This window comes from Denitrobaculum tricleocarpae, from assembly GCF_007004665.1.
Classification (GTDB): Bacteria; Pseudomonadota; Alphaproteobacteria; order Kiloniellales; family Kiloniellaceae; genus Denitrobaculum; species Denitrobaculum tricleocarpae.
In genome coordinates this window covers 22,610-39,547 of the sequence record NZ_ML660054.1, presented here as the reverse complement: position 1 = coordinate 39,547, position 16,938 = coordinate 22,610, and the positions used below count along the sequence as shown (strand labels likewise).

At 56.0% G+C, this 16,938-nt stretch carries 33 protein-coding genes; 13 read left to right on the top strand and 20 right to left on the bottom strand.

The annotated features are described in order from the left end of the window. Positions 1 to 76: 76 nt before the first annotated feature. From FKG95_RS09210 to FKG95_RS09140, 15 genes are all read right to left on the bottom strand, one after another. Positions 77 to 304 carry a hypothetical protein gene (locus FKG95_RS09210; RefSeq protein WP_142896077.1) on the bottom strand — a complete coding sequence of 76 codons (228 nt, stop codon included), beginning with the start codon at positions 302 to 304 and terminating at the stop codon, positions 77 to 79. A 407-nt stretch (positions 305 to 711) separates the two neighbouring features. Then, positions 712 to 1,146, bottom strand: a complete 435-nt coding sequence (locus FKG95_RS09205; protein ID WP_142896076.1) for a DUF1367 family protein — start codon at positions 1,144 to 1,146, stop codon at positions 712 to 714. 8 nt (positions 1,147 to 1,154) lie between these two features. After that, a complete protein-coding gene (gene ssb / locus FKG95_RS09200; RefSeq protein ID WP_142896075.1) occupies positions 1,155 to 1,637 on the bottom strand; it encodes a single-stranded DNA-binding protein in 483 nt (160 codons plus the stop codon). Beyond that, positions 1,634 to 2,650 carry a phage recombination protein Bet gene (gene bet / locus FKG95_RS09195; protein ID WP_142896074.1) on the bottom strand — a complete coding sequence of 339 codons (1,017 nt, stop codon included), beginning with the start codon at positions 2,648 to 2,650 and terminating at the stop codon, positions 1,634 to 1,636. The genes ssb and bet overlap by 4 nt, the downstream gene beginning before the upstream one ends. Further along, positions 2,647 to 3,201, bottom strand: coding sequence for a siphovirus Gp157 family protein (locus FKG95_RS09190; RefSeq protein ID WP_142896073.1), 555 nt, complete (start codon positions 3,199 to 3,201; stop codon positions 2,647 to 2,649). Before FKG95_RS09190 ends, bet begins: the two co-directional genes overlap by 4 nt. Further along, complete coding sequence (locus tag FKG95_RS09185; protein WP_142896072.1) at positions 3,198 to 3,437, bottom strand: hypothetical protein; 240 nt, start codon at positions 3,435 to 3,437, stop codon at positions 3,198 to 3,200. Before FKG95_RS09185 ends, FKG95_RS09190 begins: the two co-directional genes overlap by 4 nt. After that, positions 3,434 to 3,784, bottom strand: coding sequence for a hypothetical protein (locus tag FKG95_RS09180; RefSeq protein WP_142896071.1), 351 nt, complete (start codon positions 3,782 to 3,784; stop codon positions 3,434 to 3,436). The genes FKG95_RS09185 and FKG95_RS09180 overlap by 4 nt, the downstream gene beginning before the upstream one ends. Then, positions 3,781 to 3,993, bottom strand: a complete 213-nt coding sequence (locus tag FKG95_RS09175) for a hypothetical protein (protein ID WP_142896070.1) — start codon at positions 3,991 to 3,993, stop codon at positions 3,781 to 3,783. Before FKG95_RS09175 ends, FKG95_RS09180 begins: the two co-directional genes overlap by 4 nt. Further along, the gene (locus FKG95_RS09170; RefSeq protein WP_142896069.1) at positions 3,986 to 4,288 is read right to left on the bottom strand and encodes a hypothetical protein; all 303 of its coding nucleotides are present in this window, start codon (positions 4,286 to 4,288) and stop codon (positions 3,986 to 3,988) included. Before FKG95_RS09170 ends, FKG95_RS09175 begins: the two co-directional genes overlap by 8 nt. 109 nt (positions 4,289 to 4,397) lie before the next feature. Continuing rightward, positions 4,398 to 4,703: a hypothetical protein gene (locus tag FKG95_RS09165; protein WP_142896068.1), complete on the bottom strand. Its 306-nt coding sequence runs from the start codon at positions 4,701 to 4,703 to the stop codon at positions 4,398 to 4,400. Next, entirely contained in the window at positions 4,700 to 4,909 is a 210-nt protein-coding gene (locus FKG95_RS30445; protein ID WP_179954011.1) for a DUF551 domain-containing protein, read from the bottom strand. Before FKG95_RS30445 ends, FKG95_RS09165 begins: the two co-directional genes overlap by 4 nt. Before the next feature lie 159 nt (positions 4,910 to 5,068). Next, a complete protein-coding gene (locus FKG95_RS09155) occupies positions 5,069 to 5,374 on the bottom strand; it encodes a hypothetical protein (protein WP_142896066.1) in 306 nt (101 codons plus the stop codon). Between the two features lies 1 nt (position 5,375). Further along, on the bottom strand, positions 5,376 to 5,711 hold the full coding sequence (locus tag FKG95_RS09150; RefSeq protein WP_142896065.1) for a hypothetical protein: 336 nt from the start codon (positions 5,709 to 5,711) through the stop codon (positions 5,376 to 5,378). Further along, positions 5,711 to 5,920, bottom strand: a complete 210-nt coding sequence (locus FKG95_RS09145; protein WP_142896064.1) for a hypothetical protein — start codon at positions 5,918 to 5,920, stop codon at positions 5,711 to 5,713. The genes FKG95_RS09150 and FKG95_RS09145 overlap by 1 nt, the downstream gene beginning before the upstream one ends. 7 nt (positions 5,921 to 5,927) lie before the next feature. Next, positions 5,928 to 6,149: a hypothetical protein gene (locus FKG95_RS09140; protein ID WP_142896063.1), complete on the bottom strand. Its 222-nt coding sequence runs from the start codon at positions 6,147 to 6,149 to the stop codon at positions 5,928 to 5,930. 316 nt (positions 6,150 to 6,465) lie between these two features. Between FKG95_RS09140 and FKG95_RS09135 the strand changes: the two genes are divergently transcribed. Together FKG95_RS09135 and FKG95_RS09130 are read left to right on the top strand one after the other, a co-directional pair. Next, positions 6,466 to 6,732, top strand: a complete 267-nt coding sequence (locus FKG95_RS09135; RefSeq protein WP_142896062.1) for a type II toxin-antitoxin system HicA family toxin — start codon at positions 6,466 to 6,468, stop codon at positions 6,730 to 6,732. A 2-nt stretch (positions 6,733 to 6,734) separates the two neighbouring features. Then, positions 6,735 to 7,175 carry a type II toxin-antitoxin system HicB family antitoxin gene (locus FKG95_RS09130; protein ID WP_142896061.1) on the top strand — a complete coding sequence of 147 codons (441 nt, stop codon included), beginning with the start codon at positions 6,735 to 6,737 and terminating at the stop codon, positions 7,173 to 7,175. A 35-nt stretch (positions 7,176 to 7,210) separates the two neighbouring features. Here the strand turns inward: FKG95_RS09130 and FKG95_RS09125 are convergent, their stop codons facing one another. Genes FKG95_RS09125 through FKG95_RS09115 form a run of 3 tightly spaced genes read right to left on the bottom strand, consistent with a single transcriptional unit; the run spans position 7,211 to position 8,953 of the window. Beyond that, on the bottom strand, positions 7,211 to 7,726 hold the full coding sequence (locus FKG95_RS09125) for a thermonuclease family protein (RefSeq protein WP_142896060.1): 516 nt from the start codon (positions 7,724 to 7,726) through the stop codon (positions 7,211 to 7,213). A gap of 22 nt (positions 7,727 to 7,748) precedes the next feature. Continuing rightward, positions 7,749 to 8,339: a hypothetical protein gene (locus tag FKG95_RS09120; protein ID WP_142896059.1), complete on the bottom strand. Its 591-nt coding sequence runs from the start codon at positions 8,337 to 8,339 to the stop codon at positions 7,749 to 7,751. Positions 8,340 to 8,341: 2 nt separating this feature from the next. Further along, positions 8,342 to 8,953 carry a site-specific DNA-methyltransferase gene (locus FKG95_RS09115; RefSeq protein ID WP_142896058.1) on the bottom strand — a complete coding sequence of 204 codons (612 nt, stop codon included), beginning with the start codon at positions 8,951 to 8,953 and terminating at the stop codon, positions 8,342 to 8,344. Positions 8,954 to 9,162: 209 nt separating this feature from the next. Between FKG95_RS09115 and FKG95_RS09110 the strand changes: the two genes are divergently transcribed. After that, entirely contained in the window at positions 9,163 to 9,888 is a 726-nt protein-coding gene (locus FKG95_RS09110; RefSeq protein WP_142896057.1) for an alpha/beta fold hydrolase, read from the top strand. On the opposite strand, the gene FKG95_RS09105 is transcribed toward FKG95_RS09110, so the two are convergent. After that, positions 9,885 to 10,400: a helix-turn-helix domain-containing protein gene (locus FKG95_RS09105; protein WP_142896056.1), complete on the bottom strand. Its 516-nt coding sequence runs from the start codon at positions 10,398 to 10,400 to the stop codon at positions 9,885 to 9,887. The genes FKG95_RS09110 and FKG95_RS09105 overlap by 4 nt on opposite strands. A 136-nt stretch (positions 10,401 to 10,536) precedes the next feature. On the opposite strand from FKG95_RS09105, the gene FKG95_RS09100 reads away from it, so the two are divergent. Continuing rightward, a complete protein-coding gene (locus FKG95_RS09100) occupies positions 10,537 to 10,791 on the top strand; it encodes a hypothetical protein (RefSeq protein WP_142896055.1) in 255 nt (84 codons plus the stop codon). Between the two features lie 10 nt (positions 10,792 to 10,801). Here the strand turns inward: FKG95_RS09100 and FKG95_RS09095 are convergent, their stop codons facing one another. Continuing rightward, positions 10,802 to 11,650 carry a DUF4145 domain-containing protein gene (locus FKG95_RS09095; RefSeq protein ID WP_142896054.1) on the bottom strand — a complete coding sequence of 283 codons (849 nt, stop codon included), beginning with the start codon at positions 11,648 to 11,650 and terminating at the stop codon, positions 10,802 to 10,804. Between the two features lie 61 nt (positions 11,651 to 11,711). Between FKG95_RS09095 and FKG95_RS09090 the strand changes: the two genes are divergently transcribed. The 9 genes from FKG95_RS09090 (at position 11,712) to FKG95_RS09050 (ending at position 16,915) form a co-directional block, all read left to right on the top strand. Beyond that, complete coding sequence (locus FKG95_RS09090; RefSeq protein WP_142896053.1) at positions 11,712 to 12,209, top strand: phage regulatory CII family protein; 498 nt, start codon at positions 11,712 to 11,714, stop codon at positions 12,207 to 12,209. After that, positions 12,206 to 12,724 carry a hypothetical protein gene (locus tag FKG95_RS09085; RefSeq protein ID WP_142896052.1) on the top strand — a complete coding sequence of 173 codons (519 nt, stop codon included), beginning with the start codon at positions 12,206 to 12,208 and terminating at the stop codon, positions 12,722 to 12,724. The genes FKG95_RS09090 and FKG95_RS09085 overlap by 4 nt, the downstream gene beginning before the upstream one ends. Positions 12,725 to 12,845: 121 nt before the next feature. Beyond that, the gene (locus FKG95_RS09080; RefSeq protein ID WP_142896051.1) at positions 12,846 to 13,346 is read left to right on the top strand and encodes a hypothetical protein; all 501 of its coding nucleotides are present in this window, start codon (positions 12,846 to 12,848) and stop codon (positions 13,344 to 13,346) included. Next, positions 13,339 to 13,587 carry a hypothetical protein gene (locus tag FKG95_RS09075; protein WP_142896050.1) on the top strand — a complete coding sequence of 83 codons (249 nt, stop codon included), beginning with the start codon at positions 13,339 to 13,341 and terminating at the stop codon, positions 13,585 to 13,587. The genes FKG95_RS09080 and FKG95_RS09075 overlap by 8 nt, the downstream gene beginning before the upstream one ends. Beyond that, positions 13,584 to 13,934 (top strand): hypothetical protein, encoded by a 351-nt coding sequence (locus FKG95_RS09070; RefSeq protein ID WP_142896049.1) that lies wholly within the window; start codon positions 13,584 to 13,586, stop codon positions 13,932 to 13,934. Before FKG95_RS09075 ends, FKG95_RS09070 begins: the two co-directional genes overlap by 4 nt. Then, entirely contained in the window at positions 13,931 to 14,263 is a 333-nt protein-coding gene (locus tag FKG95_RS09065) for a LexA family protein (RefSeq protein WP_142896048.1), read from the top strand. Before FKG95_RS09070 ends, FKG95_RS09065 begins: the two co-directional genes overlap by 4 nt. Then, entirely contained in the window at positions 14,260 to 14,604 is a 345-nt protein-coding gene (locus FKG95_RS09060; protein ID WP_142896047.1) for a hypothetical protein, read from the top strand. Before FKG95_RS09065 ends, FKG95_RS09060 begins: the two co-directional genes overlap by 4 nt. Further along, a complete protein-coding gene (dnaB, locus tag FKG95_RS09055; protein ID WP_142896046.1) occupies positions 14,601 to 16,046 on the top strand; it encodes a replicative DNA helicase in 1,446 nt (481 codons plus the stop codon). The genes FKG95_RS09060 and dnaB overlap by 4 nt, the downstream gene beginning before the upstream one ends. After that, a complete protein-coding gene (locus FKG95_RS09050; RefSeq protein WP_142896045.1) occupies positions 16,043 to 16,915 on the top strand; it encodes a hypothetical protein in 873 nt (290 codons plus the stop codon). Before dnaB ends, FKG95_RS09050 begins: the two co-directional genes overlap by 4 nt. Positions 16,916 to 16,938 lie beyond the last annotated feature (23 nt).

The following is a 16,938-nucleotide window of genomic DNA, read 5'->3' as shown; positions in this document are numbered from 1 at the left end:
TGGCTTTCATTCTGCTCATGCCATCTCCTTAAGCTTCATGCTGGGTTCAGTGGCAGCGCGGAGACGGGGGAGAAGGTCAGTCATGGGTACACCCAAAATTACCGGCATAACCGGTCTCCCGCAGCACCCGTCTCGAATTCTCTTTGATTGCCAAGCCTTCAGGTGTAGCAGCGCGGAAATCGAGTGTCTTGATAAGTCCAGCTTGCGCTTCTGATAGAAGTCCTTCGAGGCGACCGATTTCGACTTCGGCGTCAATAATTTCGTCCGGATGGTGGCCGAACTTCGCAAGCGTTTCATCGGTCATCTACTCATCCTCCAATGTAATCGACATGGTGCATTTGACGGGCTTGTAGCGGCGGAGAACTTGGCGGCGGGTAAGGCCGCTGTACTCATGACACATCTTGTTGATGGTCAATTTCCGCCAGCCGGTGAACACAAAGTCAGCAACCCGATCGTTCTTGCGATCCACCATCACCCAGCCTTACGCGTTGTTTTAGTCATTGGGACGCACCTCTCTCCTTTTGGGATTGTTTGGTGGCCAATACTTATCTGTGCGCGGGTTGCACTTGTCTCGGCACGTACTGCCACATCCCCAAATGATCTGGTCCAAGGCAGAGCGGTCACATGCTGCGCAGACGTATCGCTTTAGAGTGCTGATACTGCAGCCTGCCCATTCAGCCGCTTGCTTCTGGGTCATGCGCTTTGTTTCAGTCATGCCACCGCTCCAATGCCGCAAAGGTTCTCGATCTCGCTGCGCAATCCACCTGGATCCAGATGTGGTATGATCTTGGCGCAGGTGAGGTTGATGACTTGGTCGAAGAATGCTTCGAACTTGGCTGCCTCCATGCTGGCGATAGACATGCTGTGTGGCACGCGGTCGATCCCGCCGTTAGGCCGCAGAACCTCGTCATAGTGACCGGTCGCGATCTTCAGCATGTGCGAGGCGCGTTCCTTGGTCGGCCAGCGCTCGGAGTTGTCTGCGATGATCGTGCACAGCACCCAATATTTGTTGTGGTTGTGCATGTTCCGGTGGCGCTTAATCTCAACCATCACATCCCTATCGAGCTTGCACTTGCTGAACTCGCTGTGTGCGTCTTCATCGACTGGAACAAGGCCGCGCAAGGTTTTTCTGAACACGGTTTTCATGCTTCACCTCAAAATCCAATTTCATCGTCAAGGTCATTGCCCTGCCCGAAGCTGGCGCCAAAGCTCCCAGAGCCCTGATGATTGCCGCTGTGCCTCTCAGGCCCGCCGTAGTCGCCACTGCCGCCCTGCTGCCCCTCGCTGCGGCCGTCAAGCATGGTCAGCTCGCCGCGATACTTCTGGAGCACGACCTCTGTGCTGTATTTGTCGTTGCCCTGCTGGTCGGTCCATTTCCTCGTGGCAAGCTGCCCCTCCAGATAGACTTTCGAGCCCTTGCGCAGGAACTTCTCGCAGACGTCGACAAAGTGCTCGTTGAAAATCACAACGCGGTGCCATTCGGTTCGTTCCCGGCGCTCACCACTGTTGCGATCTTTCCAGGTATCGCTTGTGGCGATGGAAAGGTTGGCGATCTTGTTGCCGTCTTGTGTGCTGCGGATTTCTGGGTCGCGGCCAAGGTTGCCTATCAGCATAACTCGGTTCAGTGACCCGCTCATTCACCCGCCTCCGCCATAAGTGTTTCCGGCTCATCCGCCTGAAGTGCCTTAAGCTTCTCTTCGAGCAGACGCTTGATCTCCAGCGCGTCAGACTTAGACCGCGCGAAGAACTCTTGCAGGCTGTGCTTATTGATATGCCGCCATGTCTCAAGCTGGGTCGGCGAGGCGCACTGCTCGATAAACGCCGCGCAGCGGTCCACCATCTGCCCGAGAGTCACGGCTTCCAAAGGGTCCCCAGCACGCCACTGGATCATGATGGTGTCTTTGGTCTTGGTCGCGAGGAGAAGACGCTCTTGCTCGGCGCGTTCTACACGCTCGGCAGCGGTTGCTTCGTCGGCATCGGCCACGGCCATCTCTTCCGGCGCATAGATGCCGCTCATATCGTTCGGCCAGCCACGGCGCAAAGCCTGAGCTTCGGCGCACTTCGCCAGCATGTGACGGCCCATCTTCCGCCAGAAGTTGTTCTTCGGGTCCAGCATCATCTTGCCGTTGGGAATGCGGGTCATCTTGGGATTGCCGCTATTGTCCCAGGTCTCGCCCCGGTCTTCTTCATCATAGCCTTCGACTAGGGGGGCGAACTCATCCCAATAGGCCACGCCCTTGATTGGGTTCCAGTCACCGCGCTGATCCATCTTCCAGACGGTCACGACCGCCTTTTCAATGCCAAGCGGGTTCGAGTCCGGGTTGGCAAATTCCTTGTGTGTGGTGACCTCAGGCTCGTTCTCGTCAGGACGATAGAGGCCCGTCCGCTCAGCAATGCCCCGGAAGCCGTCAATGGCCGTGATGAAAACCATTGTGCGCTGCTTCTTATCGTTCGGCTTGGCGTCCTTGTTGTAGATGTTGCAGTACATCTGCTTCTTGAACGGGTCCAGACCGTAGCGCTTGGCAACCTCGATAAAGACGTTGAATTCCTGCGCGGTGCAGTCCTTCGCGTAAGTCTGGTGGATCAGCTGCAGCTGGTTGTCGGTGTAGCTGCGCGGTGCCATCGGTGGCATGACCGTCACTTGGTTCATAGGTTCCTCACTTGCAGGGTTATGCCGCCGTTCGACAGCGTTGCGCCAGGTATCGCCACCTTTTCCTTGAGGTCTGCTGCGATGGCGCGTTTGTCGATGACGGGGTCTTTCGTCACCCAGTATTTCACCGGGATTTCGGCCTCATCCTCGATCACCACAGATCGCGGTGTAGGCTTGGCTGTGATGGTGCAGGACACGCCTTGAATGGACTTCTTGCTGGCCTTCTCCATGGCCGCGAGAACAACGTTTTTCAGGGTCTCTGAGGACTTCTTGAGGCGGTCTTTGCGTGACTGCAAACTCTTGATATAATTGTCCAAGCCATCGGCGTAGGACCGGAACAACTGTGCCTGCCGAACAACCGCCTCGCAGGCCTCGTCAAAGTTGCCTTCGCCGTCCAGAGTATCTGCCAGCGCAACAGGGTCGAAGTTGTAGTCCTGAAGCTGGTCGGCCAGTTCAAGCCGATCCTTCAGCTCCCTCTTGAGCGCCACGACCTCAGAGCCCGGTTTCGCCCGGTATTCCTCAGACTGCACTACAGCTGTATCTTTGGTCATGATGGTTCCTTTTTGAGATCTGGGCCTTGTAGGTCGATCCAGTGCGTCGGAAGATCGGCCGTCAGGTCTTCTCCATGGATTGTGAACCAGCAAGGCTCTTCGTTTTCGTCTAGTTGCCCGTACTCATCGAGCGGACCGACAAATTGGACGATGAGCACCCCGGCATCTTCGCGCCACGCGATCACCTCGCGACCATCGTCTGGGGCAGTTGAGAAACTCAGCCAGGCTTCGGTCATCTTTCCGTCCTCTCAAACTCAGTAAGGGCTTTGCGGGCTTCAGTCGCTGCGTCTGCTATGACTTCGCGATCATCTCGGATGAACGGGTTTGTCGCGCAATCGTAGTCGGCCAAATGTTTCTCCAACCCCTCAGCTATAGCTGTCATGGCGATCTGTAGCTTCGCCTCTCGTGCCTTGAGGGCTTCGAGTTCAGCGGCGGGGACGTGCGGGTAAAATCTGGGCGCGCCGTATTTACAAACTTGACCCTCAACACCCTTACGTTTGTTTTCGCGGCAATCCCCTTTACAGCAGGTTGCAGTGCTGCCGTCGCTAAAAGTGCCAACCCAAATCGTATCTTGCTCGCTCATAGCTTCACCTGTTCGACCATGTCGCTTAGCCGGTCGAACAGTTCTTGGTTTTCTTCCAGCAGCTTCGCCTCTCGTGCCTTGAGGGCTTCGAGTTCAGCGGCGGGGACGTAGGGGGTGAAGCTGTCGTCGACGTCTAATAGGAGGCCATCAAGGGCCCACTCGCCGCTCGTGCAGCACTTAACGTTTCTCGCCCAAATCACGTCACTCATGTTCTTTCTCCTCAGCACGAGCGAGGGCGGCGTTGATCTGGAGGCTGTTGTAATCTTCGCCTACGAACTCGGTTGCGTATGCCTCAAGTTCTTTCCGGGCGTATAGCAACGCTTCGTACAGATCATCTGCTGCTTCACGCTTGGGAGTGGCGATGACATACTTGAGCGGTTGTTTTGTGCATCGCTCAACGCCGCAGACCGCGTAGTGCCTCTTCCGCTCCCATCTGCCGCTGTTGCCCGGCTGCTCAACGCACCGCGGACAGCTTGGCCAGGTGAAGATCTCATCGCTGCTCATAACGGCAGTCCCTCCAGAGCCCAGTTTGCGAGACGGCACACGCCAACCGTTGTAAACACGCAGCCGATCGACATGACTATCCAGAGCCAAAAGAGCTTTTCTTCGTGGGTCATGATTCTTCCTCCGCGTACTGCTCGTTACAGTGGTCGCAGGTCTCGCCTCGCATCAGATGGCAGGTGCAACCGGACGAGATATAGGCGTCAGCGCGAGTCTCCTTGCTTTCTTGCGCGGACAAGATTCGCTCGAACGCTTTTGCGGCGCCTTGAGCAAGAGACACTTCGCTGTTTGAGTTCCAGCGTTGGTCAAAGTAGATGTATGAATTGGCCTCTAGGTGAACCCAGTCGCGGTGCTGCTGTGCTCGGCGGATGTTTTTTCCCAGAGCATCACGCACTTCCCTGATATCCTCGCGGTTCATCCCTCTTCTCCCGGTGGGGTGGGGAGAGGCATCCAGTGGCTTGGTTGCTCGTCAAAGTCATTCGAGTCTGCAGCGTTTATCCAAAGGTTTTCAGAGTAGCTGAACGTCCAGACCTGAATTGTGTCTTGCGGCGCGCTGCGCCTCTGAAAGCCAAGAACCCATGTCCCATCCTTCGGCGCTGTCTCTATCGGCTGCCACTCACTCATGACGCACCTATTGCGATGAGGGCGCCGTAGTAGAACAGCAGCCATGAGGACAGGGAGACCGCGAACATGACCGCGATAGCCTTTCGCCGAGCCCAGAGCACTTGCCTGCGCTCTTCTCGCAAGCAGGCGTGGTAGCTGGTTCTGTGCATGGGGGTCATCTCACCGGCTCCCTATTGCTGTGACGTAGTGAGGTGGCGCCATCAGCGGATTGCAGATTTCGCAGGGCTCGACCTCGCACGGCCGGAGACCGGGTTCGATGCGCTCTAACATGTCGCGGTACAGGTCGTTGCGGCCCCACGGGCCGACAGGCTGACTGTGGCAGTGGTAATGCAGATCAGTTGCGCTGAAGACAAAACCGATCGGAGCGTCAACTATGAAATCAACGTCATACGGCCCGCTGTTGTCTTCCATTGTTGCGTTCAGTTCTGCAACGCGCGCCACCAATTTCTGCTTTAGCGTTGTCATCTCACCGGCTCCCTATTGCTTGGCAGAGGTCTGTGTGGAGGCTTTCGGTCTGCTCGCGGTTTGCCTGGGCGTCCAATGCCTCGTTGGAGATGTCCGCTGCTTTTGAAGCCGCGTCACAGCCTTTCTCGATGAAGACCAGAACCTCTTCGAGCTTCATGTAGGCGTCGCGCTCTTCAATGCGGTCGATCTGGGTCACGACATCCGCAGCCATGTTTCCAAGCCGGGTGCGCAGGTCCATTGCTATGCCGAAGAGGTTGTGATGGGTCAGGCGCAGGATACGGCGGTTCTGCGTTTCAGGCCGCTGGTCCAGACCCTCTATGCTGTTTGGATGCTCCATCAGCTTGCCTCCGCCAGAGCACGGGAGAGACCTGTTCCATAGGCTACGCCGCGACGATACGCGAGAAACAGTGCGTTGGTTTCGCCGCTCTGGTAGACGACACCCTTCGGCCAAAGCGCTTTTTGCTCTTTGTCTAGGCGATAATCCTTAAACTCCGCCTCAAACATCTCCATGAGTTCGTAGTGTTCTTTTGACGTTAGGACCATCATTCTCTCCTTACCTGTAGTCTGCTTCCGTGGGCTCCCAACCGATCCACTTCTGCAGCGGATGGAATTCAGCATCGCGTGCCTTGACGCAGAGCTTGCAAGTCGCCTGAGCCGGAGTGTCGGCTACGTTTGAGTCATCGAGAGAGTTGTCGACACGGCCACAAAGGGTCGTGGTGCGGATGCCGCCGAAAGCGCTGGGTTTGAAAATCCCTACATGTGTGACTGGCATCATTCTCTCCCTCAGGTATGAGAGCGGTGGAGGGGCTTTCCCCTGCTGCGGTGCTCTTTGGGTGTGAAGAGAATGTAGTGCGGACAAAAATCCGTGTCAACAAAAAATGCGGAAAAAAATCCGCATCAAGACGTGCAATCAGCCTGAGTGTTTGCTATAACTCTCTCGTCAGCTCGATGTTTCGGGCAAAAAGAAACCGGCGCCGGGAGGTGGACGGGTAGGGTTAACAGCACCAATTGTAAGCTGTTAGGGTCGAATCGGTTGGCAGTGCTTAGTCCGGGATGTAGCCTAGTTACTAAGTGCAACCGGCGAGACACACATGGCCTCGAAGAAGCCAATTCTTGAGAAAATGAAATCCAACCCGAAAGGTTGGAAAATCAATGACATAGAGAAGGTTTGCAATCAAGAGGGACTGATTATCAAGCCACCATCAAGGGGCAGCCATTACAAAGTTTTGAGCAATCTGTTGCAGGGATCAATAACAGTGCCCTTTAAACGCCCTATTAAGCCGGTTTATATAAAAGAATTTGTAAGCTTTGCTGAAGCGCACATTGAGGTGCGTGAAGCTCGTGAGAAGGAGGGATAGGGATGAGCGACCACCACGAATATCTTATCGTTGTTGCCCCTCTCTCAGAAGAGGACGGCGGAGGATTCCTCGCGCATGTCCCCGATCTTCCCGGCTGCATGGGTGATGGAGACACCCCACAGGCTGCCGTTCAGGATGCGTCAAACGCCATTATCGAGTGGATCGACGGGTACACTGAGATGGGCAGGGAAATTCCCGCGCCGGGCACCGCGGAACAAGAAGCTCGCTCGCGGCGCGATGCCGAAATCAATTTGCTGGCCGACTTGAGAGATCGTTTGCGTGAAGTTGAAAAGGACTTTGAATCGCTCGATTCTAGAGTCGAGGTGATTGAGCGCACAGTTCAGTATCTGTCTGAAGTTGTCGATAACGCCGAAGAGCAAGAGCGCTTCGAGGTTATTACAAAGATGACGCGAGCCCAACAGCGCGAGCTATTTAGCCAGTAGCAACACACATATGCCGGATATCCCCACTAGGCTTACTACGATCCGCAGCCGGTTGAGCGTCTTCCACGCCGCCAATCCCAAGGCATTGTGAATTCACCCTGCCACATACCCGCTTTATCCCGCTCAGCCTCTTGCTCGGCCGCCAGATAGGGCACACGCTTGCCAGGGACTTCACCCAGATATCTCCTGGAAGCCACCGCCCAGCCGCTCTGGAGCATCAGAACAGCCAGGTCATTGCCGCCGGCACTGCAGACACCGATCATACGATCATAGGAGCGCTTGCCCGTGAGAGCACAGGTCACGCGGAGGCCGGCAATCAGTTCCTGCATGTGTTCAGTTGATTCGGTGCCGCAGGCATAGCAGGTGCCATCCGCGCGCTTACATTGCTGGGTGCTCTCTGGGGCGTCGATGCCGTGGATCCGGATCTTGGTGCCAGCAATCTTGAAGGTGTCACCGTCGCCCGATCGGGGGATGCCGGTGATGGTGTCGGCCACAGATCCAAAGGCGGTCAGGGCTGTGAGGAAGAGCGCAATCACTATTGGCCGAAGCATGAGTGCCTCCAGAGATCGGAGTTTAGTTTAGCGTCTCTTCTTTGACAGTGAATCCTGTGTCGAGCAGGGGAGCCTCACAAATATATTTACGGCCCTTGGATTCAGAGTTTCCAGACTCTTCAGTGTATTCAAACCTTATGACAAAAATTCGATCTATCCTGGCGGCGTAGTCAGTTGGTTCAGTTGATGTGGTATATCCATCGTGACCGAATTGATTTGCCATTATTGACGCCTTGTCATCTGGGAGCATTAAATTTTTCCCCACATATCTCATGCCGGCGTTGTATCTAACTGAGGCGAAAAAGACACCGCACGCCTTGCGTGCGTTGAGTTTGAATAATAGAACATCTTCTCGCGGCTGTGGGCTCTGGTTCCGCCCTTCTATGAAAATTCGGTTCTGCTCCCAATCGTACCAACTGAACAAGGCGATTGGGTAGCCAATTTGGTCGCCCAGTGCTTCCTGGATGCCGTTCAGCCTATTGTTTATTCGCATTATCCCGACATCAAACAATGAGGCTGGCTCATTCATTAGCCACCTCACAACCGGCCCCGGATCTGCCCTTGTTGCCCCGGTCAGACTTGCACAGAAAAAAAGAGCGAGCAGGGTGCGCATGGTCAATGTTCCGCCGCCGGACGAATAAGCATTGGGCAAAAGAAATCAGTCACTTGGTCTGACTCATTGGCAACAGGCAGCGGAGCAAAATGCATGTCACAGGTCTTTTTCAATGCGTTGACGTATTGGATGTAGAGGAAGCGGGATTCTCCTGTCGCTGCGGCCTCGCAGAGCATTGTGAAGAAGTGCGACTGCATCCCACCAGAGCCATAGGCATTCGCCATCTTGCGAGCCCGATCAAGGATTTGATCGCCTTGGAATTCACGCCCATTGTTGGCGAGTAGATTATTGCCGACGAATCTATATCGAAAATCAATCAGACGATTGGCGTTGGTATATCGGTCGTTGGGTTTGACTATCTGTATCCACACCACATCTTCTATTACAGGCTTAAGCCATTCTAAAGCGGCGTCATTCAAACGGCGACACAAGTACCTCCCATCCTTAGAGTACACTTGTTCGCACCGCTCCCAAAACTCTGAGGCGAATTGAATGATCCTATTCCACTCATTGGTAAAAGAGTCTGACGGAGTAGATGCCAGACCTGACATAATCGATTTAGGGTCGGACTTTTGGCTTCTTATTGATTCAATGAGATTTTTGCCGTCTTGCATTACATACGCCGCCGAACGTGATCCTGCCTAGATCACAAAAGCGTAATCTATACATAATCGCGTATGCAAGAGAATTTCATTCCCCAAAGATTATTAATGGTTGTACCGTATGAGCACGTCTTAGTAAGTCCATGTTATGGTTAATACTATAAGGGGTAGAGTTTCTTTGTTGCGGGCGCATCGGGTGCCCGGCTACGAGCGAGGAAACCATGACTACCAGAAAGACTCCCGTGGTGTTTATCCCTGGCATCGGCTGCACTGGCCAGATGTTCAGAACTCAAATCGAGGATCTTCAGGAAATCATGGAGCCGTGGGAGGCTCCACTCTATCCCGTCGACACCATTGAAGAGATGGGCCGACTGATCCTCAAGAATTGTCCATTTGATCGCTTTGCGGTCGTGGGCGCATCTATGGGTGGCTATCTGTGCTTCGAGATCTACAAACAGGCGCCTGACCGAGTAATTGCGCTGGCTCCGGTCTGCACGATGCCGCAGCCAGATTCAGTTGAACTGGCGGCGCGCCGTTTGATCATGAACAGGCAGATAATAAATGGTCGATGGCGGACCATGTGGGGCGCCATCATACGCAAATGCCTTGCCCCGAGCAGGCGAGACGACACCGCGATTGCTACAGAGGTGATTTCCCACATGACCTCAACCTGCCCCGATGCGTTCTTGCTGCATCAAAGAGCTATGGCAAGCCGAGAGGGGTATGAGGCGATGCTGGGTGATATTAGGTGCCCTACAACGGTAATTGCAGGCATCGACGATGAGGTTATCACATTGCGCACACAAGCAGCTATGCAGGCCGACATTCCCGGATCGCATCTAATTGCTGTTCGTGACTGTGGACACCTTCCGACTTGGGAGCAGCCCACGAAAATCAGCCAAGCGCTGTCGAGATGGCTGGGTTACACTGAGGCGTTAGCCGCCTAGTTTTCTTTATCGAATCTGCCGCCCGCTTGCCAGTCCGGATCTTGCTCGAGTCGCTGTTTTAGGTCTTTGGCAGGTGCGGCGGCATATTCGGAGTATACGTTTGCCATCGAGGCGATTTCTTTAGAGAGGTCTGTCAGGGTAGGCTTGGGTTCACTCTGAAGGCGCCCCATCACCGTTGTGATCATACTTGCGAGGAAGTCGTTCGGCAGATCGAACTTCTTAGGCCCCAGCTCATCCAGCACAAAAACAATTGATGACTTCACAAGTGCGGTTGTGCTCTCACGGCCATTTGCATCGGTGCGCTGGTTGATCTCTTTTTCGCCAATGCCTGTGCTGAGCCACGTGTAGTTCACACCCAGCACTTTCGCTATGGCCTCAAGCTTCCCAGCGGCTGGTCGCTGCCCTTTGGTTTTCATCTTTCGTATCTGGTCGGGTCCCGTACCTGCCCGCAAGGAGACATTGCGCTCGGTCGCATCCTCGCCCTGAGCGTTCAATTCGTCAATGCGCGCCAAAATGCGCTCTACTATAGCCGGGACATCCATGCGGACAGAGTACCGTGTATCAATCCGCACTGCATCCGGACTATAATACGTTGACGATGCGGATTTTAGTCCGTATATAATGGCGTGATCCAATTTGGAGTACGTCATGACCCTCAAAGATCAACTCCTAAAAAGGGCAGAGGCGTTCTGCACAAAAGAACGCATTAGCACCGCACGGTTTGCAACTATTGTCCACAATCAAGGCGCTTTTTTCGAACGCCTGGAGCGCGGCGGCACACTGACTACAGCCACGTACGAAAAGTTTGAGCGGGTCTTCTCTGATCCTGTCGCATGGGAGGAGGCTAAGGCCGCTGCTGCTGCACGTGAGCGCGCCTCCCGGCAAGAGCGCATGGCTTCCTGATATGAGTGCGTCACTCCCCATCCCCCTCAGGCTTCGCCCGCATGGCTTTAACGGTTTCGGGCATCGTGAAGATGTAGGTCAGCATCATTTGCGCGAAGTCTCGGACCTCTTCCGCTTCCAGCGCCGAGTACTCGTAATCGTCGTGCAAGGCCTCATTACCCTCAAGGCGGATGCCGTGCGCCCACTCGGCGAGGTCCGGTGTAACCAAGCTGTTCTCGGCTGCTTTATCGATCTTCTTCACAAGCCGATCCTTGGATTTGCCAAGCATTCGGTTCAATCCCAATTCAAGCGCTCGCCTGAACAAGGCCACCGACCCATTTGGCGATGCCTGAAGGATTTCGCAGCCCTGCGAGAATGCGCTGCGAACGGCCTCGGGAAGGTGCGCCGGTATGTTTGGCTGAGGTTGCCGAGGAGAGAAATGATAGGTGTGGCTTCTTCCCTCAGATGCAGCTTTCAGATCCTTGAGAATTACGGCAAACGAGCCGTAATCGCACTCCGGACATCGAAGGTAAAGGTGCTGGACCTTCTTGTAGCCCGAGCGGACAGGCCTTTCACGGTAGTCGCTATACACCACGTCGAGTGCAATGGATTTCGTCCCGCAGTGTGGGCAGTCGTGCCGGAAGTGCCTGGGGGTATCCGCCATGTCTAATAGTCCTCTCACCGAGATAAGCCACCATGGCGAGAAGATATCAGAAATCTGCCGATCGTCGAGGTCGCCCGCTGAAGTGCTGACCGACTTGCTGCAGGCATACCGGTTTTCGACAGACAAAGACGCGTTTGCTGCTGCGCTGTGCTCGCACATAGCCATAACCGGCAGAGCCTCAACCACCTCCTCTGCAATCTCTCCAATCAGCCTCATAGGCTGAACATAGGGGCGGGGAGGGCGGCACCGCCACTCAAATAAGAAGGGAATATTTTCCGTGACGTTGATCAGAGAGCCTGGAACGGTCGAACACGCAATCCATAAAGCGGCCTGTGATCTAACGGCTGATGGCGAGAGCGGCTATGACATTCTGGCCCGCGCTCTCGGTCTCGCGTCCGGCAACTTGGTGCGCAAGTGGAGCAATCCAAATCAGCCGGAACGACCGAGCCTACTGCAGTGTCTCGTGATTGATCAGGTTTATGTAAACCGGAGCTGCGGCACACCGCCTATCCACGCCGTCTATGAGGCGCGTCTGGAGGCGGCAACCAGTCAGCGACCGCCGCATGTGGCTGAAGATCCACTCCACCGTATCACGAAGACCATGAAAGAGGTGTCCGAAGGCATCGAGCGTTTCGGTGAGCTGGTCAAAGCTGGCAAGGCGTCGCCCAACTGTCTGTTTGAGCTTGAGCGAGAGTTGCAGGAGGCCGCAGACCAGATTGAGGGAATGCGCCGGGACGCAAGAGCGCTTTACCCGATAACGGAGGTCCCGGCATGAGCAAGATCGATGATGACGCACTCCGCGCCGCGTACCTGAAGGGCTTTATGGCAAGCGGCGAAGGATGGAACGGCGAATATGGTGCTGGGGACAACCCGGAATCTGATGACTACTTCTGTCGGATTAGGGAGGAAGCGCTTTTCGCGGCCCAAGAACCTGATCTGGAAGAGGGGTGGTATGAGGTGTCGTTTGGTTCGGCGGGACTCACGTTCGCATTCTACAGCGAGCCTAATTGGTATAGGGACGACGATAGCGCTCATGAGGCGTTAGACCCACTGCCGATCCCGCATTTTATTGGTCAGCGTCACTACCTATCGGATCAATACCGCCCAGCAGACATCTGCCCACCACCTCTGACAGGTGAACCCTTCGAGGTAGAAGGGATGCCGCAAATAACCTTCTCGCTTGGATTCGCCGTAAGCGGCGTTCTGGAGGTCATTTCCTCTGGGTCCCGACGACCTGTCTACGACTGGCTTAGCGGTAAGCGCTGGCGTCCCCAGCAGGCCCAGCCATGAACACCCCACACCATACGGCAGGGTCTCCCCCCTCTCTGCCGTTACGGGGGCAGGCGCCACTCACAGACGGTTGCAGCCGTCGGCGACGCCCCCGTCCATATCCTGCGCATGAGGTGCCGGCATGACTGACACCATCCTCTACCAGACACCCCGCAGGAAGCCACGCAGAGACATGCTGGCCATCCGCGCAGCAGCCATGACGGTCGGTGACATGCGCCGCCTTATCTGCCCGAGGCCGCTATCGAGCAATGTCGTGCTCCAGCCTGAAGAGTCCGAGGCCGTCAGAGTAGCGAATTTCCTGCGCGAGGTCACGCTGCAGGGCCGCTTAAATGCCGTGTGGCTGCACGTCGCCAATGAGGCCGCAGGCGGCTCACGCACAGCCAAGCTTAGATATGCCAAGGCCCTCAACATGGGCATGATTCCCGGCATGGCGGATTACCTTTTCCTGCCGCAAGGCCCTGCGTTTCTCTGCGAACTGAAAGTGGGGAAGGGCAGGCAAAACGACAATCAAATCGCTGTCGAGAAGTGGGCCAGGGAGACCGGCCTGCACTACCACCTTTTTTACAGCGCAGGCGAGCTTGAGCAGATCCTCATCGATGAAAGGGTTTTGACCAATGGCTAAGCAATGGAAGCCCACACCGGCGCAGCGCGCTCTTATGGACAAGGTGAGGGGGGGCAATCCTGTGTGTGTTGAGAAGGACGGCGAGAACGCCTGCGGGCTTGCCTACTACTATGCCAACGGAGGCCACAGGCCATCGCCCAAAACCGTTCAGTCGCTCATCAAGCACGGCGCGCTAATTCCTCAAGCTGACGGCTTGTTCGGTGACAGCCAGTCCTTCACGCTCGCGGAGACTTCAGCATGAGACGCCGCAAGCCCATCCAACGGAAGACACCCCGCACAGTCGGCTTCCGTGACCGCAACCTCTTCAACCAGATCATGGGTGCTGTCTGCCGTGTTTACGGTGTCCATGAAACAGCCGTCTGGGGTCACTCGATAGGGCCTACAGCCTGCCGGGCGCGTCTGATGGCCCTTTACATCATGCGCAGCAGAATGACAGCCAGAAACGCTGAGATCGCCGCCATGATGGGTGTGCCAACCGATGAGGTTGCCGACTCACAGAAGCTCGTAGATCAGCAGATCGAGCACTGCGCCGGTATGCAGGAGAACTACCACAAGATTGTCGGGCAGCTTCCACAGGTGGCCGCATGATTACTCTCCGCCAACGCGAAGTTCTTGTCTTCGTCTACAGCTACATATGCCTCAAGGGCATCAGCCCCACCTATGAGGAAATCATGGCGGGTGCCAACGTCAGCACCAAGTCAGGCGTTCACCGCCTCCTGAGCGGGCTCAAGGACCGTGGATACATCGACTGGGAGCCACACCTGACACGCTGCCTGACGGTTACGCGCCTGCCTGATGAAACCCCTCCGATGGTCAACGAAATCGCCGACCTCAAAGCGCGCGTGGAGGCCCTGGAAGCACGCTTTAAGCGGCAAGACAACACCATCGTGGTGCCAATCACCGGGAGCATCCGTTGAACAAGCGCCAGTACCTCACCCCAACCGAGAAGCTGGCCATCCTGGTCAAGCAGGACTGGCGCTGCTCCTGCGGCTGCGGGCGTCCCATATGGCCGGTCCACCGCATAGAGTGGGAGCACACTTTACCTATCGGCCTCGGTGGCCCCAGCAAGCCTGACGCGGCCATGCTCTACCTCTGCCACAAGATCAAGACCAAAGGCGACAAGCGACGGATAGCGAAGGCCAAGAGAATGCGGAACAAGTTCCTCGGCATCGTCACCCGTAAGAAAAAGCCGATACCCAGCCGCCCATTCAGCACATGCCTCCGCAAGAAGATGAACGGTGAGGTGGTGGCGAGATGAGCGTTGAGCCTTTGTCTTCTGATTCCTTCATGGATCTGCCGCAGAACGTCGAAGCGGAGCAGGGGCTCTTAGGTGCGATCCTGGCCAACAACCAAGCCTATGACCGCGTGGCCGACTTCCTGGCGCCGGATCATTTCTTTGAGGAGCCGCACCGCAGAATCTTTGAAGCTGCCGGCCACCTGATCAACACCGGCAAGCGAGCCGATGCGATCACCCTGAAAGCCTACTTCGAGCGCGACAGGGCTCTGGAGCACGTAGGCGGCGCAGAGTATCTGGCGGGCCTGCAAACCTCATTCGTGACCATCACGGGCGCACGCGACTATGGGCAGACAATCTATGACGCATGGCTACGCCGTAGCCTGATCGACATCGGCGGCAACCTCCAGCACGAGAGCATGGCCGCTGATCTTGAACACGACGGCAGCCAGTTGGCAGAGCAGGCCATGGACGAGCTTACGGGTCTGATGGAATCCGGACAGCGTGACAGCAATGCCGCCGATATCTCAACGCTGCTGACAAGGGTTGCTGAGCAGACAGACGCTATCAGGCGCGGGGAGGTGCCTCCGGGCCTCATGACGGGCCTTGTCGACCTGGACCGCATGACAGGCGGTTTCCATGGGGGCGAACTGATCATCCTCGCCGGACGCCCTGGCATGGGTAAGACTGCGCTCGCTACCAAGATTGCGCAGAACATCGGCCGCCGTGACGAGGGCCATGTTGCCTTCTTCAGCTTGGAGATGTCAGAAGAGGCCATAGCGCGCCGCATCATCTGCGAGACCGCTGGTCTGGACTACCAAAGTTCCCTGCAGCGAGACGGTCTGAACGATAGCGACTTCGAACGCTTCAAGTCCGCAGCACAGCGCCTTCAGGGCATGAACCTGCATATCGATGCAACGCCGCGCCTTGCTCCTGCAATGATGCATGCGCGCTCCCTGGGCCTTCAGAGGCGCAAGGGGCTGTCCATGATCGTTGTGGACCATCTTGGCCATGTGAAGCCGCCCAGGAGCACCGGCAGCCGCCACCTGGACCTCGGCGAGATCACCAAGGCCCTGAAGGCCACTGCAAAGCGCCTGGACGTGCCTGTCCTGCTGCTCTGCCAGCTCAACAGAGGTGTGGAAACCCGAGAGGACAAGCGGCCCACCATGGCGGACCTGAGAGAGTCCGGACATATCGAAGAGGACGCGGACGCCATCCTGCTTGCATACCGCGATCACTACTATGCCAGCCGGACGGAACCCACCCAGAACGAGGGCGAGAATAGGGAGAAGTTCGAGTCCCGCGAACTCGAATGGTTCGATCGCATTCAGACCACCAAAAACAAGGGCGATGTGATCGTTGCCAAGCAGCGAAACGGGGCCACTGGAACCGTGCATCTGGCATTCATCGAAGACTACATGCGCTGGGACAATCTGGCGCCGGATTATCGGAGTGAACAGCGTTGAGCAAGCAACAGTACATTCTCCCGAAAGGCTGGAAAGACTTCCAGCACTATAAGGATCGAGATCCGAAATGGATCAAGCTGCACCTGAGCCTCTTGAATGACTACAAGTTCAGGCGGATGACCGAAACTCAGCAGCTCATTTGCATAAAACTATGGCTGCTTTTCGCTGAGCAAAACCAGGATTTAGCGCTTGATACACGGTTTATCTCGGGACGTATGGGCATTTCATCTATTGTCTTAGGTCGCGTTATCTCTGTCCTGGTATCCAATGATTTCATAGAGTTAGTCGATAAACCCGCTAGCGAAGTGCTAGCAGAACGCTATCAAAATGCTAGCCCTAAGAGAGTAAGAGATAAGAACACCCCTATAGTCCCCTCAGAAGGGGACAGCCCTGATTTGCAGGAATGTCTCGACACCTGGAACACCATGGCGAAAGCCAATGGCTTGCCAACAGCCAGCCTGACAGACAAACGCCGCAAAGCCCTGAGAGCGAGGCTGAAGGATCACGGCCTTGAGGACTTCGCGAAGGCTGTCCAGCAGATCCCTGCGGATGCATTCCGGCTGGGCAAGAACGACCGCCGCTGGAAAGCAAACATCGATTACCTGCTGAGGCCGGACAGCATCACGAAGTTGCTGGAGGAGATTGTTGCCGAGCCGCCAGAGCCGGAGGGCACACGTGTCTGGTGTTTGCCACCGAACCGAACGCTTGAGCAGGAGAACCGAGCGCGAGCAGCTATGGGCAAGAAACCTATGCGCGCTGATGGCAGCATTGACGAGGCCGCGCCTGATGGTTGGGGGGATCAGATGCTGGCGGATTTTCGCGCTCAGCACCTTGCCCGGACTGAGCAAAGCAATCGGACAACCCACTGAAAACAGCCGAGAGGCAGAGGAGA

Excerpts from the sequence above, each read along its gene's own strand:
- FKG95_RS09210 (WP_142896077.1), bottom strand. The coding sequence starts at position 304 with ATGACCGATGAAACGCTTGCGAAGTTCGGCCACCATCCGGACGAAATT.
- FKG95_RS09130 (WP_142896061.1), top strand. The coding sequence starts at position 6,735 with ATGAGCGACCACCACGAATATCTTATCGTTGTTGCCCCTCTCTCAGAA.
- FKG95_RS30445 (WP_179954011.1), bottom strand. The coding sequence starts at position 4,909 with ATGAGTGAGTGGCAGCCGATAGAGACAGCGCCGAAGGATGGGACATGG.
- FKG95_RS09185 (WP_142896072.1), bottom strand. The coding sequence starts at position 3,437 with ATGACCGAAGCCTGGCTGAGTTTCTCAACTGCCCCAGACGATGGTCGC.
- FKG95_RS09070 (WP_142896049.1), top strand. The coding sequence starts at position 13,584 with ATGAGACGCCGCAAGCCCATCCAACGGAAGACACCCCGCACAGTCGGC.
- bet (WP_142896074.1), bottom strand. The coding sequence starts at position 2,650 with ATGAACCAAGTGACGGTCATGCCACCGATGGCACCGCGCAGCTACACC.
- dnaB (WP_142896046.1), top strand. The coding sequence starts at position 14,601 with ATGAGCGTTGAGCCTTTGTCTTCTGATTCCTTCATGGATCTGCCGCAG.
- FKG95_RS09140 (WP_142896063.1), bottom strand. The coding sequence starts at position 6,149 with ATGATGCCAGTCACACATGTAGGGATTTTCAAACCCAGCGCTTTCGGC.
- FKG95_RS09085 (WP_142896052.1), top strand. The coding sequence starts at position 12,206 with ATGAGCAAGATCGATGATGACGCACTCCGCGCCGCGTACCTGAAGGGC.
- FKG95_RS09125 (WP_142896060.1), bottom strand. The coding sequence starts at position 7,726 with ATGCTTCGGCCAATAGTGATTGCGCTCTTCCTCACAGCCCTGACCGCC.
- FKG95_RS09135 (WP_142896062.1), top strand. The coding sequence starts at position 6,466 with ATGGCCTCGAAGAAGCCAATTCTTGAGAAAATGAAATCCAACCCGAAA.
- FKG95_RS09205 (WP_142896076.1), bottom strand. The coding sequence starts at position 1,146 with ATGAAAACCGTGTTCAGAAAAACCTTGCGCGGCCTTGTTCCAGTCGAT.
- FKG95_RS09170 (WP_142896069.1), bottom strand. The coding sequence starts at position 4,288 with ATGAGCAGCGATGAGATCTTCACCTGGCCAAGCTGTCCGCGGTGCGTT.
- FKG95_RS09175 (WP_142896070.1), bottom strand. The coding sequence starts at position 3,993 with ATGAGTGACGTGATTTGGGCGAGAAACGTTAAGTGCTGCACGAGCGGC.
- FKG95_RS09165 (WP_142896068.1), bottom strand. The coding sequence starts at position 4,703 with ATGAACCGCGAGGATATCAGGGAAGTGCGTGATGCTCTGGGAAAAAAC.
- FKG95_RS09095 (WP_142896054.1), bottom strand. The coding sequence starts at position 11,650 with ATGAGGCTGATTGGAGAGATTGCAGAGGAGGTGGTTGAGGCTCTGCCG.
- FKG95_RS09145 (WP_142896064.1), bottom strand. The coding sequence starts at position 5,920 with ATGATGGTCCTAACGTCAAAAGAACACTACGAACTCATGGAGATGTTT.
- FKG95_RS09115 (WP_142896058.1), bottom strand. The coding sequence starts at position 8,953 with ATGCAAGACGGCAAAAATCTCATTGAATCAATAAGAAGCCAAAAGTCC.
- ssb (WP_142896075.1), bottom strand. The coding sequence starts at position 1,637 with ATGAGCGGGTCACTGAACCGAGTTATGCTGATAGGCAACCTTGGCCGC.
- FKG95_RS09150 (WP_142896065.1), bottom strand. The coding sequence starts at position 5,711 with ATGGAGCATCCAAACAGCATAGAGGGTCTGGACCAGCGGCCTGAAACG.
- FKG95_RS09155 (WP_142896066.1), bottom strand. The coding sequence starts at position 5,374 with ATGACAACGCTAAAGCAGAAATTGGTGGCGCGCGTTGCAGAACTGAAC.
- FKG95_RS09180 (WP_142896071.1), bottom strand. The coding sequence starts at position 3,784 with ATGAGCGAGCAAGATACGATTTGGGTTGGCACTTTTAGCGACGGCAGC.
- FKG95_RS09080 (WP_142896051.1), top strand. The coding sequence starts at position 12,846 with ATGACTGACACCATCCTCTACCAGACACCCCGCAGGAAGCCACGCAGA.
- FKG95_RS09190 (WP_142896073.1), bottom strand. The coding sequence starts at position 3,201 with ATGACCAAAGATACAGCTGTAGTGCAGTCTGAGGAATACCGGGCGAAA.
- FKG95_RS09120 (WP_142896059.1), bottom strand. The coding sequence starts at position 8,339 with ATGCGCACCCTGCTCGCTCTTTTTTTCTGTGCAAGTCTGACCGGGGCA.
- FKG95_RS09110 (WP_142896057.1), top strand. The coding sequence starts at position 9,163 with ATGACTACCAGAAAGACTCCCGTGGTGTTTATCCCTGGCATCGGCTGC.
- FKG95_RS09065 (WP_142896048.1), top strand. The coding sequence starts at position 13,931 with ATGATTACTCTCCGCCAACGCGAAGTTCTTGTCTTCGTCTACAGCTAC.
- FKG95_RS09100 (WP_142896055.1), top strand. The coding sequence starts at position 10,537 with ATGACCCTCAAAGATCAACTCCTAAAAAGGGCAGAGGCGTTCTGCACA.
- FKG95_RS09075 (WP_142896050.1), top strand. The coding sequence starts at position 13,339 with ATGGCTAAGCAATGGAAGCCCACACCGGCGCAGCGCGCTCTTATGGAC.